We start from the raw sequence: 16,043 nt of genomic DNA, 5'->3' as shown, positions 1-16,043 counted from the left end.
TCAGTCGAGCTTTAGCCTGTAGAAATCCGTCGCTGTCTTCGAAAACAGCGCGGTCTTCTCGGCCTCGCTGTATTGCGCGCTGAGCCGCTTGAAGGCGTTGAAGATCACCGGATAGCTGCACTGGCCTTTGTCCGGCGGAAAGTTGCTCTCGAACATGCAGCGGTCGGGGCCGAAGGCCTCGATACAGGTTTCGATATAGGGACGCCACCCCGCGGCGGCTTCTTCCGAAGACGGCGGCTTCGACCGCAGGTGAAAGTCGTAGCCGAGCAGGCACATCGCGAGCCCGCCGAGCTTGACGACGACATTTTTGCATTTGGCGATTTCCTGGATCGAGGCCTTCCAGACCGGGAACGTCTCCTCGCGCTTGCCGGCGAAACGGCCGAGGCCAACCGGGCCGCCGCAATGATCGAGCACGATTTTCGTTTCGGGGAAGGCGCGGGCGAGATCAGTGAGTTCGCCGATCTGCGGATGAAACAGCCAGGCGTCGAAGCTCAGGCCCAGCGGCGCGAGGCAGGCAAAGCCCTTGCGGAAGGTCGGGTCGAGCAGCAGGCCCCGCGGCCGCGTCGCGTACATGCCGGCGACATCGGGGTCGGCGTCCCAGGCCGAGGAGTGCCGGATGCCGCGAAAGCGGCCGTTGCCGGCGGCGATTTCCGCTTCCAGCACCGGTCGGGCAGCTTCGCCGAGCAAGAGATTGACGTGGCTGACGATGCCGGCGCAGAGCGCGGCCTTGCCGTAACCGCCGCTGGCGGCCATCGCCGCAACGCCGTTGGCGAACTCGACCTCGCCCACCGGACGAAATGCTTCGGGCCCGTTGGCGCGGTACATCGAGCGGCAATCGACATAGACTGTCGCGACGACGTTATGGCCGGAGGCGGCGTCGGCCGCCATCTCCTCGATCATGTAATGCAGTCCGCCGCGGTGCCAGAGATGGTGATGCGGATCGACGATCGGGCGCGCCGGGTCGATGATTTCCTCGGTGTGCAGCGCCAGCCAGTCTTCGCGCGGATCGGCATAGAGCCCGCTCTTGGCGGCGGGTGCAGTGGTGGTCATCGTTTCACTCCCTGAGTTTTCGGTTTTGTTGTTTTCGTCATTGCGAGCGCAAGCGAAGCAATCCATGGAGCAGCAAAGCAAGAATGGATTGCTTCGTCGCTTCGCTCCTCGCAATGACGATGTTAGTTTCCTGTATGTTTTATCTCAAACCCCGTCCAGAATGATCACCGTCGGCGTGGCCGGCAGCGTTTCCTTTGAAATCCTCAGCGTCCGCTCGCTGCGTTGGTCGATCTGGAACTGCTGGCCGATCAGGCGCATGAATTCGTCGAGCGGAGTGGCGAAGCGGTGCATTGGCAGCACCACGGACGCGCGCAGGCGTTTTGTGATCTCGGAGACGCCGTCGAGCGACATCGTGTAGGTGCCGTCGATCGGCACCATCACGATATCGAGTCGGCCGATCGCGGCGAAATGGGTCTCGTCGAGCTTGTGGTGCAGGTGCCCGAGATGGCCGATGCAGAGGCCCTCGACCTCGAAGATGAAAATCGAGTTGCCGTCCTTGATCATCTCGCCGCCGGCGTCTTCGCCCCAGTAACGGCGAATATCTGTGGTCACGTTGCGGATATAGACGTCGCCGACGCGCAAGCCGATATGCGCCGGCTGGCCGTCGTCGCCCCAGCCATGCAGCACATGTGCGATCTTCGGATCCGGGAATAACGAGTAATGGGTCGAGTGCGCCCGGTTCATGGTGACAACGTCGGGTAGCCGGCCGGTCCGGTAGGCGCCGCTGAAATCGGTCGCAATCCGAACACCGCCGGGCGTGTCGATGTAATAAGTGGAATGGCCCACATAGGTGATCGCGACCTCTTCCGGTTTGGCGGCGACACGGCGAAGGCTGACTGGCACCGCGCGGGGCGGCGCGTTCGCCATTGCCAGGCACTCGCTGCGCAGCGGCTCCGCGGCGGCAGCCGGCGCGATCAGCAAACCCAGAAAGGCGGTGGCGGCAACAAGGGACCGCAGCATGGCAAGACCTGTCGGCGGCAACAGCCGCTGTGGCTACTCTATCGCCGAATCCGGCATGCGTCATGATGACAAACACGCACGGCTGTAAGCCGGATTTGCTTCATCAAAGGGGCGCAATGCCGTAGTGTGGAAATCCGCACTGGAATTCATCTAGAAGTTTGCTTGGGAGTTCGCCGTGACTGAAAATGCCTCCGCACCGCGCGCCCCTTCCTCGAAACGGCTGGAACCGCTGCACACCATCGACGCCGGCGTGCTCAACATTGCCTATTACGAGGCGGGGCCCGCGGACGGCCCGGCCGTGATGCTGATGCACGGCTTTCCCTACGACATTCACAGCTATGTCGACGTCGCGCCGCAACTGGCGGCCCAGGGGTGCCGCGTCATCGTTCCCTATTTGCGCGGCTACGGTCCGACAAAATTTCGCGACCCGGCGACGCCGCGCTCCGGCGAGCAGGCGGCCATGGGGGCGGACCTGATGGCGCTGATGGATGCGCTTCACATCCAGCGCGCGGTGTTCGCCGGTTACGATTGGGGCGGCCGCGCGGCCTGCATCGGCGCGGCGTTGTGGCCGGAGCGCTGCATCGGGCTTGTCTGCGTCAACAGCTACCTGATCCAGGATATTGCGCGCGCCATGGTGCCGGCGCGGCCGGAGCGTGAGGTGCCGCTGTGGTACCAGTATTACTTTCAGCTCGAACGCGGCCGCGCCGGGCTTGCGGCCAACCGGCGCGGCATCACCAAGATACTGTGGGAGCAGTGGTCGCCGAACTGGCCGTTCGACGAGGCCTGCCTGGAGCGGACCGCGACCGCGCACGATAATCCCGATTATGTCGATGTAGTGATCCACAGTTACCGCCACCGCTTCGGCCTCGCCGACGGCGACCCGCGCTATGCCGATATTCAACGGCGACTGGCCGCGTTGCCGCCGATCACGGTGCCGGCGATCACGCTGGACGGCGACGGCGATGGCGTGAGCCCGGCCACCGACGGCCGTTCCAGCGCGCCGAAATTCACCGGCCGCCGCGTCCATCGCGTGGTGCCGCGCGCCGGGCATAACCTGCCGCAGGAAGAGCCCGAAGCGTTTGCCGCGGCGGTCATGGAGCTGATCAAGGCCTGAGCGATGTCCGATTCCATCGATCGCCGGCGCCGTCTCCTGATCGGCGCGGCCCTGTCGGGAGTGGCAAGCCGGGCGTTTGCGCAGGCCGATGCACCGGCACACCCGGCGCGCGCGCCGTCGTCGCAGCGGATGGAGCCGCTGCATCATGTGGATGCAGGTCCACTCAACATCGGCTACTACGAAACCGGTCCCGCGGACGGACCGGCCGCGATCCTGCTGCACGGCTTTCCCTACGACATTCACTCTTACGTCGACGTCGCGATGCTGCTCGCCGCGCGAGGCTGCCGCGTCATCGTGCCTTACTTGCGCGGTTTCGGCGCGACGCGCTTTCGCGATTCCGTCACCTTGCGCTCCGGCGAGCAGGCGGCGCTCGGCGCGGACGTGATCGCGCTGATGGATGCGCTTGGCATCGGGCGCGCGGTCATCGGCGGCCACAATTGGGGCGGGCGCGCGGCCTGCGTCGCCGCCGCATTGTGGCCGGCGCGCTGCAACGGCATGGTGACGGTCAACAGCTACCTGATCCAGGATCTCGCGCGCGCCATGGTGCCGATCGCCCCGCAATACGAAGTGGCACTCTGGTACGAATATTATTTCCAGATCGAGCGCGGCCGGGCCGGGCTCGCCGCCAACCGGCGCGAGTTCGCGCAGATGCTATGGGAAGACTGGTCGCCGGACTGGGATTTCGACGACGCCACGTTTGATCGCACCGCCGCGGCTTTCGACAATCCTGATTTTGTCGATGTCGTGATCCACAGCTACCGCCATCGCTTCGGCCTTGCAGCGGGCGATCCACGATATGCGGAGTTGCAGCTTCGGCTCGCAGCGCTGCCGCCAATCACGGTACCCTCCATCACGCTGGACGGCGACGCCGACGGCGTGCTCCCGGCCGGCGACGGCCACGCCAGCGCCGCCAAATTCACCGGCCGCCGCGTCCATCGCGTGGTGCATGGCGCGGGCCACAATGTGCCACAGGAAGCGCCGGAAGCGTTTGCGGCGGCCGTGACGGAGCTGGTGAAGGCTTAGGGAGTACTTAACTCCGCCGCGGGCTGATCTTCCAGGTTGCGGCAAGGATGCATGCGGTGATCACGCCGCTGACAACCGCGGCAATCGGGATCGACACCGCCAGCGCCGCGGTGGCGGCCCAGCCGATCGAGCAGAAGGCTTCGGCGAACGTCGCCAGCCGCGACGAGGTCTGGCGGCGACGGAACTGGCTGCGTTTGGCCTGCACGCGGAACCAGAGCTGGATCGCGGCGGCCGACGTGGTGGCGATGATGATGCCGAGCGCGGTGATCGCCGCCTGCGTGATGGAGGCAAAGGCGAGGGCTGCGATCAGCGGCGCAAAGATGACGCCGATCGCCATCAACACCACCTCGATCTTGGCGCGGGTCACGCGCTGCGGCGGCAGCGGCGCGGTCGTGACCAGGTCGGCGGCGTCTTCGCCCGAGATCGTCAGCCAGGCAAGACCGCCGGCGAGTTGGCCCGCCGCCATCACGATCACCGGCGTGATCAGCACGATCGCGGCCGAACTGTCCGAAAAACTGCGCCACAGCATCAGCGCGGGCGGCACCAGATAAAGCAATTGCATCAGGCTCTGCGACACCAGCCAGGGGTCGCGGCGCAGCAGCAAAAATTCCTTGGCGCGCAACGCCTGCTGGCGCGAACCGGCGCGGAACGCGCGCCCGCCCGGTGCCCGGCGGGTGGTCATGGCCGTTGCCGAAACGTGCGCGACGGTGTCGGCAAATCTCGGCGAGAAGATCGCCATCACGCCGCCGAGCAGCACGAGGCTGAAGGCAACCAGCAGCGCCAATACCTCGCCGTCGCCGATCGCGGCGTGCGCCGGCCACCACAGCGGACTGTCGGGGCCGGGCGCATAGGCCGCGGCGGCGTCTGACGTCAGCACCGTAAAGCGCGACAACGTGCCGTAAGAGAGGATCGCGGCAACCTGGAGCGTGATCACAAAGCCGGCGCCGATGATGGCGGCCAGGATCTGCGCCACCAGCCGCGTGCGGCTCGGCCCGATCAGCCGGAACAGCATCACCGTGATCGCGATCGCAACGGCGGCGGCCGACAATCCAATGGCGACAACGACGCCAAATGCGGAAAGCCATCTCGCGCCGCCGCCGATCACCAGCACATCGACGAAGGGGGTCGACAACAACAGCGCCATTCCGGTGACCGACAGCGCGATCGCCGCGATCCGGACCGAGAACACGTTGGTGAGCCGCGCCGGCGACGACATGATCAGGTCGAGGTCGGCGCGGGCATAAAATACCCGTGTCACCGACTCGATCGCCTGCGACAGCATCAACGCCCAGGCCAGGAAGATGGTCGCCGTGATGACGATCAGGGTGGGCTTGTCGAGCGGCGGCTGCAGATCGGCGAAGCGGCCGATCACGGCCCAGGCGGGCAGGTGCATGATCGCGGCAAAGACGATGAGGCCAATGATGGCACGCTTACGCTTGCCCCGGCCGCCGGTCATCATGGCGAGCCATTCGCGCCATGCCAGCCGGATTTCGTGCCGGGCAAACCAGCTCAGCGCCGCCGTCGCGTTCATGCGGCCGCAGCCTCGGTGTCGACCAGTGCGATGAACATGTCTTCGAGGCTGGTGTCGGTGCGGCCGTTCTGCTGGCGCAGTTCGGTCAATGTGCCCTCGGCGACCAGCCGGCCGGCCGCGATGACGCCGATCCGGTCGGCCATCCGCTCGGCGACCTCCAGAATATGCGTCGTCATGATCACGGTGGAGCCGGCGCGGACGCGATCTCCGAGCAGTCCCTTGACGTGGCGGGCCGACAGCGCGTCGAGGCCGGTCAGCGGTTCGTCGAGAATAATCAACCTGGGGTCGTGGACCAGCGCGCCTGCCAGCGCGACCTTCTGGCGCATGCCCTTGGAAAAGCCCTCGCAGCGCTCGTGCAGGTGCGGCTCGAGGCCGAGCGACGCCAGAAGCTGATGCGCTGCAGGTTCCGAGACCGCGGGATCGATACCCCACAGGCCGGCGACGAATTCGAGATATTCCAGCGGCGTCAGCTTGTCATAAATCATCGGCTCGTCCGACACCCAGGCCATCACCTGCTTGGCGGCAACGGGATCGGCGAGCGCGTCAATGCCCGATATATAGACAGAGCCGGCGTCGGGCCGCAGCAGGCCTGCCACCATGCGCAGGGTCGTGGTTTTGCCGGCGCCATTGGGGCCGAGCAGGGCGTAAAACTCGCCGGTGCGAACGGTCAGGTCGAGCGCATCGACCGCGGGGCGGTCAAAACGCTTCGTTAACCCTCGCACCTCAAGCGCGGATACATCTGATTTCATGATTTCAGGGCGATCCAGGGTTTCGCTTTTCGTTGCGCACCATGGACCCAAGAACTTTCGGCACGGTGAATCGAACGCCCCAAATCGCGCCGAACTGCCAACTTCGAGGGGCTGCGGCATTTCTCCGCAATTTCCGCCCCAGAGCGCCACCAGCGGTTTGTTGACAGGGCTCGGGGCTTTAGGCTCAACTGCGTCCGGACATATGCAGCTTTCAGCGCTTCCGACACGAGGGCGCGAAGGCAGGATGCGACAGGCAATCGACAGAATTGCAGTGCATCCGGGGGAGGGGAAATCATGCTGGACTTCGTTCAGCAGCTGGTAAGCGGCATCGCGCTTGGCTGCGTATACGGCCTGATCGCGCTCGGCTTCGTGCTGGTCTACAAGGCCACCGAGGTCGTCAATTTCGCCCAGGGCGATTTGATGATGCTGGGCGGGTTCTTCGCCTTCACCTTCATCGGCATGCTCGGCCTCAATTACTGGATCGGATTCGCCGGCGCCGTCATCGCGATGGCGCTGTTCGGCATGCTGGCCGAGCGCGTGGTGGTGCGCCCGATCCTCGGCTATCCGCAGTTTTCCATCATCATGGCCACCATCGGGCTCGGTTATTTCCTGCGCTCCGTCGTCGGCATGATCTGGGGAACCGACGATTTCAAGATCGAGACGCCGTTCAGCCAGGGCGTGCTGCGGATCGGCAGCCTCGTGCTGGCCTATGACAAGCTCTCGGTGATCGCGGCGACCGTCATCCTGTGCGCGCTGCTCTATCTGTTCTTCAACCGAACCACGCTCGGCACCGCGATGCGCGCCAGTTCGGAGAACATGCTGGCCGCCTATTACATGGGCATTCCGGTCAAGCGGGTGGTTTCGATCGTCTGGGCGATCTCGGCGGCGGTCGCAACCTGCGCCGGCGTGCTGCTGGCGCCGATCACCTTCATCCATTCCAATGTCGGACTGGTGCTGGGACTGAAGGCATTTCCGGCCGCCGTCCTCGGCGGCTTCGGTTCGATCCCCGGCGCCGTGGTCGGCGGTGTGATGATCGGCGTGATCGAGAGCATGGCCGGCTTCTACCTGCCGCAGGGCTGGAAGGACGTCGCGCCCTACATCGTCCTGCTCGTGGTGCTGCTGCTCAAGCCCGAAGGCCTGTTCGGGGTTCATACGCGGAAGAAGGTCTGATGCGGTTCCTGTTCAAGACCGACTACGAGGACGACATCAGGCTGTTTCCGCACAGCGGCTACGTCGTTTCCTACGGTGTGCTGCTGGCGCTGCTGGCGATCGCCCCGTTCGTGCTGTCGAGCTACATCGTCAGCCAGTTGGTGTTCGTCTGCATCTACGCCACCGTCGGCGTCGGGCTGATGATCCTGACCGGCTTCACCGGGCAGGCGTCGCTCGGCCATGCCGCCTTTCTCGCCATCGGCGCCTATACGGCGGCCTATCTGCAGCAGTTCAACGTTCCTTTTCCGGTGTATTTCCTGGCCGCGGGGTTGCTGACCGGCGTGGTCGGGGCGCTGGTCGGATTTCCGGCGCTGCGGCTGCAGGGCATCTATCTGGTGATTGCGACGATTTCCTTTGCCTTCATCGTCGAGGAAATCCTGGCGCGCTGGGAAAGCGTGACCAACGGTAACGAGGGCATGCGCGTCAAGACCATGACCTTGTTCGGCACCGCGGTGCCGCGCGACGGGCCGGCGTTCTATTTCCTGTGCGTGGGCGTGCTGATCCTGACCATCGTCGGCACGCTCAATCTGCTGCGCTCGCCGACGGGGCGCGCCTTCGTCGCGATCCGCGACAGCGAGACCGCGGCACGCAGCATGGGCATCAACGTCTCGCTCTACAAGGTGAAGTCGTTTGCGATCAGCGCCGCGATCACCGGATTCGCCGGCGTCCTGTTCGCCCACAAGCTGTCCTTTATCAGCCCGGAAATGTTCACGCTGCAGCTCTCGATCGAGTTCATCATCGTGATCCTGATCGGCGGCACCTTCAGCCTGCACGGCGCGGTGCTGGGCGCGATCTTCCTGGTCATGATCGATCCGTTCCTGACCTATTTGAAGGACGATCTGCCCGGCATCATTGCCGGCGTCGCCGCCACCTTCGGCGCCGGCAAGGCCGCGGTTGCCAACATCCAGAGCAACGTCGCCGCCATCGCCTCGGCCAACGGCCTGAAGGGCGCGATCTACGGGATCATCATCGTGCTGTTCGTGCTGTTCGAACCGCTCGGCCTTTACGGACGCTGGCTGAAGATCAAGCTCTTCTTCCAGCTGTTCCCGCTCTACAAGCGCGCTACCTTCAAGCGGCAGAAGATCTACGTGAAATCGGAGCGGAACCGGTGAGCTATTTCCGCGCGGAAAACCTCTCCTTGCATTTTGGCGGCCTCAAGGCGGTCGATTCCGTCAGCTTCGCGGTCGAGAAGGGCGAGATTCTCTCGATCATCGGCCCCAACGGCGCCGGCAAAAGCTCGATCTTCAACCTGATCTCGCGGATCTACCCGCCCACGTCGGGCAATATCTATTTCGAGGACCAGGACATCACGCAAAAGCCGGCCTACGAGATCGCCGGCCTCGGCATTGCCCGCACCTTCCAGAACATCGAACTGTTCGAGAATGCGACCATGCTGAGCAATCTGCTGGTCGGCCGCCACCGCCACTCCACCACGCAGCTCTGGCAGGAATTGCTGTTCCTGCCGAGTGTGCGCGCCAACGAAAAGGCGCATCGCCGCCGGGTCGAGCAGGTCATCGAGTTTCTCGATCTCGAGGCCTATCGCGACAAGCTGATCTCGGGGCTGCCCTACGGCGTCCGCAAGGTGATCGAGCTGGCGCGTGCGCTGTGCTCCGAGCCGAAACTGATCCTGCTGGATGAGCCGTCCTCCGGTCTGAACGTCGAAGAGACCAGTGACATGTCGTTCTGGATCCGCGACATGAAAACCGAACTCGGCATCACCGTCTTGATGGTCGAGCACGACATGACGCTGGTGAACCGGGTCTCCGACCGGGTGATTGCGCTCAATTACGGCCGCGTGCTGGCGATGGGATCGCCGGCCGAGGTGCAGCGCCATCCCGACGTCGTCGCCGCCTATCTCGGCGCATGAGGATGAGGCCATGAGCGCACCCGACATCATCCTGAAGCTCAGCAACATCGAGAGCTATTACGGGCCGATCATGGCCATCCGGGGCATCAGCCTCGAAGTGCCGCGCGGGCAGATCGTCACCCTGCTCGGCGCCAACGGGGCCGGCAAGACCACGGTGCTGAAAACCATTTCCGGCATTCTCGATCCGCAAAAAGGCTCGATCGAATTTCTCGGCAAGCCGATCCAGCGCATGGAAGCCGACAAGATCGTGCGGCTTGGCCTCAGCCATGTGCCGGAAGGACGCGAAGTGTTTCCGTTCCTTTCGGTGCGCGAGAACCTGATGATGGGCGCCTATCCGCGCCGAGACCGCGACGGCGTCGCCGAGGATCTCGAACGCGTCTTCGAATACTTCCCGCGGTTGCGGGAACGGATCAACCAGCCGGCCGGACAGCTCTCCGGCGGCGAACAGCAGATGCTGGCGATCGGGCGGGCGCTGATGAACCGCCCGACACTGCTGCTGCTGGACGAGCCGTCACTCGGACTGTCGCCGATCCTGGTGAAGGAGATTTTCACCATCATCAAGCGCGTCAACGAGGAGCAGGGCATGTCGATCCTACTAGTCGAGCAGAACGCCAAGATCGCGTTGGAGACGGCGCATTACGGCTATGTGCTGGAAATCGGCCGGGTCGTCATGAACGACACCTGCGAACGGCTGATGAATTCAAAGGACATCCAGGAGTTCTACCTCGGCGCCAAGGAAGAGGGCGCCCGCGGCGAGCGGCGCTGGAAGAAGAAAAAGACGTGGCGCTAGAGACCTGGCGATAGAGACCTGGCGGCAGAGATCCGGCGGTAGCGATACTGGCGTCGAAGGCATTGGCCGTAAGGATGACAGTTAAGCGCATGGCGTTCCCGGTGGGTTGGGGCTAAATTGGGGGCCTGCTTCGAAAAGACCGGTAAACGGCGTTCGGGGCAGGCGAGAGAGGGAGGAAGCGAGCATGGCCAGACCGGCAGTGCTGACGGTCGCCGACACGATCGCGAAGAGTTTTCTGCTCGGCGTGGAGACGCGCGGCGACCGGCCGGCGATCCGCGAAAAGAAGTTCGGGATCTGGCAGCCGACGAGCTGGCGGCAATGGCTGCAGATCTCCAAGGACATCGCCTACGCCCTGCATGCCACGGGCTTCAAGCCCGGCGACGTCGCCTCGATCATTTCCAACGCGGTGCCGGAATGGGTGTATGCCGACATGGGCATCCTCTGTGCCGGCGGCGTTTCGTCCGGGATCTATCCGACCGACTCCTCGGCGCAGGTCGAATATCTCGTCAACGATTCCTCGACCAGGGTGATCTTCGCCGAGGACGAGGAGCAACTCGACAAGATCCTGAGCTGCCGGTCGCGTTGCCCGACGCTCCAGAAGGTCATCGTCTTCGACATGGAAGGCCTCTCCGGCTTCAACGACCCCATGGTGATGTCGCTGGCCGAATTCATGGCGCTCGGGCGTAACCATGCGGTAGGTAACGAAGCGCTGTGGGATGCGATGGTCGGCAGCCGTGGTGCCAGCGATCTCGCCATCCTGGTCTACACGTCGGGGACCACGGGCCCGCCGAAGGGCGCGATGCATTCCAACCGCAGCGTCACCCATCAGATGCGCCACGCCAACGACCTGTTCCCGTCGACCGATGCCGAAGAGCGGCTGGTGTTCCTGCCGCTCTGCCATGTCGCCGAGCGGGTCGGCGGCTACTACATCTCGCTGGCGCTGGGATCGGTGATGAACTTTGCCGAAAGCCCGGAAACCGTGCCGGACAATCTGCGCGAGGTGCAGCCGACCGCCTTCCTCGCCGTGCCCCGGATCTGGGAGAAATTCTATTCCGGCATCACGATCGCGCTGAAGGATGCGACGTCGCTCCAGAACTGGATGTACCGCCGCGCGCTCGCCATCGGCAACCGCATGGCCGACTACCGGCTGGCGGGCGACACGCCGCCGCTGTCGCTGCAACTGGCCAATCGCGCCGCCTATTGGCTGGTGTTCCGCAATATCCGCCGCATGCTCGGCCTCGATCGTTGCCGGCTGGCCTTTACCGGTGCTGCGCCGATCGCGCCGGAGCTGATCCGCTGGTATCTCGCGCTCGGCCTCGACATGCGTGAGGTCTATGGCCAGACCGAAAATTGCGGCGTTGCCACCGTGATGCCGTACGATCGCATCAAGCTCGGTTCGGTCGGCAAGGCCGCGCCCTGGGGCGAGGTGGCGATCTCCCCGCAGGGCGAAATCCTGATCAAGGGCGATTTCCTGTTCATGGGTTACCTGAACCAGCCGGAAAAGACCGCCGAGACCATCGACGCGCGGGGCTGGCTGCATACCGGCGACGTCGGCTCGATCGACAATGAAGGCTTCGTCAAGATCACCGACCGGATGAAGGACATCATCATCACCTCGGGCGGCAAGAACATCACGCCGTCGGAGATCGAGAACCAGTTGAAGTTCTCGCCTTACGTTTCCGACGCCGTGGTGATCGGCGACAAGCGGCCGTATCTGACCTGTCTGGTCATGATCGATCAGGAGAATGTCGAGAAGTTCGCGCAGGACCACGACATTCCCTTTACCAACTATGCCAGCCTGTGCCGTGCGGCCGAGATCCAGGACCTGATCCAGCGTGAGATCGAGGCGGTCAACGTCAATTTTGCCCGGGTCGAGACCATCAAGCGCTTCTTCCTGATCGAGCGCCAGTTGACGCCGGAGGACGAGGAATTGACGCCGACCATGAAGCTGAAGCGCAGCTTCGTGAACAAGCGCTACGCCGCGGAGATCGACGCCATGTATCGCGAACGGGCGGTGGCGTGAGCCATCGCACCTTGCTTCGAATCTTGCATCGGAGCTGTTTTTGAAAACGGCGAAGGATCACAAGGCCCCAGCCTTCGCTCAACACGGGCCAAACAGGAGGAGTTTGCAATGTCGAAATCGCTTGTTGCGTTGGGCCTTGCGGTGAGCGCCCTTGCGCTGACCCATCTGCCGGCCGCAGCCCAGACCAAGGTTACCAATGAAGGCATCTCGGCCAACGAGATCGTGATCGGCACCCATCAGGATCTGTCCGGCCCGATCAAGTTCTGGGGCGTTCCGGTTTCCAACGGCATGAAGATGGCGGTGGAGGAGATCAATGCGGCGGGCGGCATCAACGGCCGCAAGATCAAGCTGATTCTCGAGGACAGCGGCTACGATCCGAAAAAGGCGGTGCTGGCGTCGCAGAAGATGGTCGAGCGCGACAAGATCTTCGCCATGGTCGGCCCGATGGGTTCGCCGACCGTGTTGGCCGCGCAGGACATCCTGTTCGATGCCGGCGTGCTGCAATTGTTTCCGCTGACGGCGGCCGAATTCACCTTCAAGTTCGATCCGGCCAAGCCGCAGGAAAGGCTGAAGTTCAATAACCTGCTGCCCTATGTCGAGAGCACCCGCGCCGCGCTCAAATACATGATGGAGCTGAAGAATTTCAAGAAGCCCTGCATCATGCATCAGGACGACGAGTACGGCAAAAACGTGCTCGACGGCTTCAACCAGCAGCTCGCGGCGATGAAGGTGCCGGCGGCTTCGGTGACCAGCTACAAGCGCGGCGCCTCCGACTTCAGCGCCCAGATCGCCAAGATGAAATCCGACGGCTGCGACCTGGTCGTGCTCGGCGCGGTGATCCGCGAACCGATCGGGGCGATGGGCGAAGCCAAGAAGCTCGGATGGGACGTGACCTTCCTCGGCGCCACGCCCGTTAACGTGCTTGAAGTGCCGGCGCTCGGCAAGGAAGCCGTGGAAGGGCTGTACGCCGCGTCGGGATTCGAGATTCCCTACGAGGATACGGCCAAGGGCAAGGTGAAGGAGTGGCTCGCCAACTACAAGAAGATGTTCGGCACCGACGCCAATACCCAGGCCATCATCGGCTACAACGCGGTAGAGACGTTTGCCTTCTACGCCAACAAGGCCGGCAAGGATCTGACCGGCCAGAAGATGCTCGATGCGCTGGAGTCCGGCGACAAGTTCCTCGACATCTTCAACTCGCCGCCGACCAAGTTCTCCAAGACTGACCACCTCGCCACCACCATCACCCAGGTGCAGCAGATCCAGAAGGGCCGCTGGGTATTGGTGAAGGACAATCTGATGTTCTGAGGTTGGTCTCGCCTTCAACGACAAAGGGCTGCGCGATCGTCTCGCGCAGCCCTTTTTGTTTGGAGAGTGCCGTCATTCCGGGGCGCGCGTTAGCGCGAACCCGGAATCTCGAGATTCCGGGTTCGATGCTGCGCATCGCCCCGGAATGACTTCGTCACTTCGGCCGGATCGCGTCGGCGGTGCCCTGGATGAAGGCCTGGATCTTCACCACATCCGCTTCCGTCAGCTTGCCGCTGAAATCGGGCATGCCCTGGTCGCGGAACGGGCCCTTGAACACGAAGTCCTTCAGGTTGGTGATGGTCTCCGGCGAGACGTAGCCGAGGTTCCTGACATTGCCGCCCTTGTCGACGCCCGGCACGCCATGACAGGTGACGCAGGCGGCGACATAGATCGCGGTGCCGTCGGGCACGTCCTGCGGGTCATACTTGACGCCCGCGAGCAGCCCTTCGGTCTGGTACTTCACGAAAGCCGGCAGCGGCGCCTTGCCGTCGACCGCGAAGGTATAGACCGTGCCCGGGCTCTGCAGCTCGGTTGCGCGTACCGCGATCCCGAACACGCCGCCCCAGCCGACCGCGATCGAGACATACTGTTTGCCGTCGATCAGGTAGGTCGAGGCCGCCGCGACCACGCCGGTTCCGGTCGGCGTCTCCCACAGCTTTTCGCCTGACGTCGCGTTGTAGGCGATGAAGCGTCCGTCGGCGGTGCCCTGGAACACCAGATTGCCCGCGGTGGTCAGCGTGCCGCCGTTCCAAGGCGCCACATATTCGGCGCGCCAGGCTTCCTTCTGCTTGACCGGATCCCAGGCGATCAACCGGCCGAACGCCGGGGCCTTGGGCGGCTCGGCGTTCAGTATCATGCCGACATTCCAGCCGGTGGTGCCACCGAATTTTCCGGGCGTCGGCGCGTTCTGAACGACTGATTTTTCCGGGGTGAGATTGAGCGGCACGCCTTGCGCCGGCAGATAGACCAGGCCGGTCTGCGGATTGTACGACATCGGGTGCCAGTTGTGGGCACCGTACGGGCCGGGAATGCTGTCGTACGGCGCATCGCCGCGCGCCGCCGGCACTTCGATCGGCCGTCCGTTGGCGTCGTAACCGGTGGCCCAGTTCACGTCGACGAAGTTCTTCGCCGAAATGAACTTGCCGTTGGTGCGGTCGATGACGAAGAAGAAACCGTTCTTCGGCGCATGCAGGATCACTTTGCGCGGCGCGCCGTCGATGTTGATGTCGGCCAGGATCATCGGCTGGGTCGACGTATAGTCCCAGTGATCGCCGGGCGTTTCCTGATAGTGCCAGACGTATTTTCCGGTGTCGGCATTCAGCGCCACCAGCGACGCCAGATAGAGATTGTCGCCGCCGGACGGGCTGCGCACCTTGCGGTTCCACGGTGAGCCGTTGCCGGTGCCGATAAAGACGAGATTGAGATCGGGATCGTAGGTCATGCTGTCCCACGGCGTGCCGCCGCCACCGTTGAGCCAGTATTTGCCGGCCGGATCCCAGGTCTTGGCGGCCGCTTCCATCGAAGCGTCTTCGAACGGCTTTGACGGATCGCCGGGCACCGTGAACCAGCGCCAGGCCTGGTTGCCGGTCTCGGTATCGTAGGCGGTGACATAGCCGCGCGCGCCATATTCCGCGCCGCCCTGGCCGATTACGACCTTGCCGTTGAAGGCGCGGGGCGCGCCGGTGATGGTGTAGGAATGATCGTGATCGATCAGCGTGTCCTTCTCCCACACCTTGGCGCCGGTGGCGGCATCAAGCGCGATCAGCCTGCCGTCATAGGCGGCGACGAACACCTTGCCCTTGTAGACGGCGACGCCGCGGTTGACGACGTCGCAGCAGCCCTTGTAGCCCTTCTCGCGATCGACGCCGGGGTCGAAGCTCCAGATCTTCTTGCCAGTGCGCGCGTCGATGGCGTGCACCACGCTCCACGACGCGGTCTGATACATGATGCCGTCGACCACGACCGGTGTCGCCTCGACGCCGCGCGATGAATCGAGGCTGTAGCTCCACACCAGCCCCAGTTTCTTGACGTTTTCAGTGTTGATCTGGTTGAGCTTCGAAAACCGAGTCTCGGCGTAGTCGAGGCCGATGGTCGGCCAGTCGTTCGATGTCGCCGCGTTGGCCTTGATGGACGCGCTGTCGACCGCCGAGGTAACGGCCTTGATATGATCGGCGGATCCCTTGGTTTGCGCTAACGCGGCGCCGGCGGATAGCGCAAGGCCCAGCGCGATCGCAATCGCCGCCTGCGCAACGCGTGCGGGTCGATGCAGACAGGCTGAGGTTTCAGGGAAACGGCAAGCGGAATCAACGCGCGGCGAACGTGTCATTCTCATTCCTCCCAACGATCTCTAGCGGATCGGCGGGCATGGTATGCCGGTGCGAAGGATGGCGTCAATCACAGGTGGCAGCGAAAAGAAAAA

The 16,043-nt window shown here is 63.7% G+C and carries 13 protein-coding genes; 8 read left to right on the top strand and 5 right to left on the bottom strand.

Features of this window, described 5'->3' with window-relative positions; all coding sequences use genetic code 11:
• Both FFI89_RS32260 and FFI89_RS32255 read right to left on the bottom strand, forming a co-directional pair.
• A complete protein-coding gene (locus tag FFI89_RS32260; RefSeq protein ID WP_138831494.1) occupies positions 1-1,050 on the bottom strand; it encodes an amidohydrolase in 1,050 nt (349 codons plus the stop codon).
• Positions 1,051-1,194: 144 nt separating this feature from the next.
• The gene (locus FFI89_RS32255; protein WP_138831493.1) at positions 1,195-2,010 is read right to left on the bottom strand and encodes an MBL fold metallo-hydrolase; all 816 of its coding nucleotides are present in this window, start codon (positions 2,008-2,010) and stop codon (positions 1,195-1,197) included.
• Positions 2,011-2,185: 175 nt separating this feature from the next.
• On the opposite strand from FFI89_RS32255, the gene FFI89_RS32250 reads away from it, so the two are divergent.
• Together FFI89_RS32250 and FFI89_RS32245 are read left to right on the top strand one after the other, a co-directional pair.
• On the top strand, positions 2,186-3,124 hold the full coding sequence (locus FFI89_RS32250; protein WP_246669319.1) for an alpha/beta fold hydrolase: 939 nt from the start codon (positions 2,186-2,188) through the stop codon (positions 3,122-3,124).
• A gap of 3 nt (positions 3,125-3,127) precedes the next feature.
• Entirely contained in the window at positions 3,128-4,147 is a 1,020-nt protein-coding gene (locus FFI89_RS32245; RefSeq protein WP_138831492.1) for an alpha/beta fold hydrolase, read from the top strand.
• A 7-nt stretch (positions 4,148-4,154) separates the two neighbouring features.
• Here the strand turns inward: FFI89_RS32245 and FFI89_RS32240 are convergent, their stop codons facing one another.
• Positions 4,155-5,678, bottom strand: coding sequence for a permease (locus tag FFI89_RS32240; RefSeq protein WP_138831491.1), 1,524 nt, complete (start codon positions 5,676-5,678; stop codon positions 4,155-4,157).
• Positions 5,675-6,427 carry an ABC transporter ATP-binding protein gene (locus tag FFI89_RS32235; RefSeq protein WP_138831490.1) on the bottom strand — a complete coding sequence of 251 codons (753 nt, stop codon included), beginning with the start codon at positions 6,425-6,427 and terminating at the stop codon, positions 5,675-5,677. The genes FFI89_RS32240 and FFI89_RS32235 overlap by 4 nt, the downstream gene beginning before the upstream one ends.
• 294 nt (positions 6,428-6,721) lie before the next feature.
• Between FFI89_RS32235 and FFI89_RS32230 the strand changes: the two genes are divergently transcribed.
• The 6 genes from FFI89_RS32230 (at position 6,722) to FFI89_RS32205 (ending at position 13,624) form a co-directional block, all read left to right on the top strand.
• Positions 6,722-7,597: a branched-chain amino acid ABC transporter permease gene (locus FFI89_RS32230; RefSeq protein ID WP_138831489.1), complete on the top strand. Its 876-nt coding sequence runs from the start codon at positions 6,722-6,724 to the stop codon at positions 7,595-7,597.
• The gene (locus tag FFI89_RS32225; RefSeq protein ID WP_138831488.1) at positions 7,597-8,748 is read left to right on the top strand and encodes a branched-chain amino acid ABC transporter permease; all 1,152 of its coding nucleotides are present in this window, start codon (positions 7,597-7,599) and stop codon (positions 8,746-8,748) included. The genes FFI89_RS32230 and FFI89_RS32225 overlap by 1 nt, the downstream gene beginning before the upstream one ends.
• Entirely contained in the window at positions 8,745-9,503 is a 759-nt protein-coding gene (locus tag FFI89_RS32220) for an ABC transporter ATP-binding protein (protein WP_138831487.1), read from the top strand. Before FFI89_RS32225 ends, FFI89_RS32220 begins: the two co-directional genes overlap by 4 nt.
• A 10-nt stretch (positions 9,504-9,513) precedes the next feature.
• Positions 9,514-10,293 carry an ABC transporter ATP-binding protein gene (locus tag FFI89_RS32215; RefSeq protein ID WP_138831486.1) on the top strand — a complete coding sequence of 260 codons (780 nt, stop codon included), beginning with the start codon at positions 9,514-9,516 and terminating at the stop codon, positions 10,291-10,293.
• 184 nt (positions 10,294-10,477) lie between these two features.
• Entirely contained in the window at positions 10,478-12,316 is a 1,839-nt protein-coding gene (locus FFI89_RS32210) for a long-chain fatty acid--CoA ligase (protein WP_138831485.1), read from the top strand.
• A 108-nt stretch (positions 12,317-12,424) separates the two neighbouring features.
• Positions 12,425-13,624, top strand: coding sequence for an ABC transporter substrate-binding protein (locus tag FFI89_RS32205; protein ID WP_138831484.1), 1,200 nt, complete (start codon positions 12,425-12,427; stop codon positions 13,622-13,624).
• Between the two features lie 154 nt (positions 13,625-13,778).
• Here FFI89_RS32205 and FFI89_RS32200 read toward each other — a convergent pair whose 3' ends face one another.
• Positions 13,779-15,950 (bottom strand): PQQ-dependent dehydrogenase, methanol/ethanol family, encoded by a 2,172-nt coding sequence (locus FFI89_RS32200; protein WP_138831483.1) that lies wholly within the window; start codon positions 15,948-15,950, stop codon positions 13,779-13,781.
• Between the last annotated feature and the right edge of the window lie 93 nt (positions 15,951-16,043).

It is taken from the genome of Bradyrhizobium sp. KBS0727 (genome assembly GCF_005937885.2).
Classification (GTDB): Bacteria; Pseudomonadota; Alphaproteobacteria; order Rhizobiales; family Xanthobacteraceae; genus Bradyrhizobium.
Note: the sequence above shows the minus strand (reverse complement) of the source record. Positions and strands in the feature narration are given on the sequence as shown.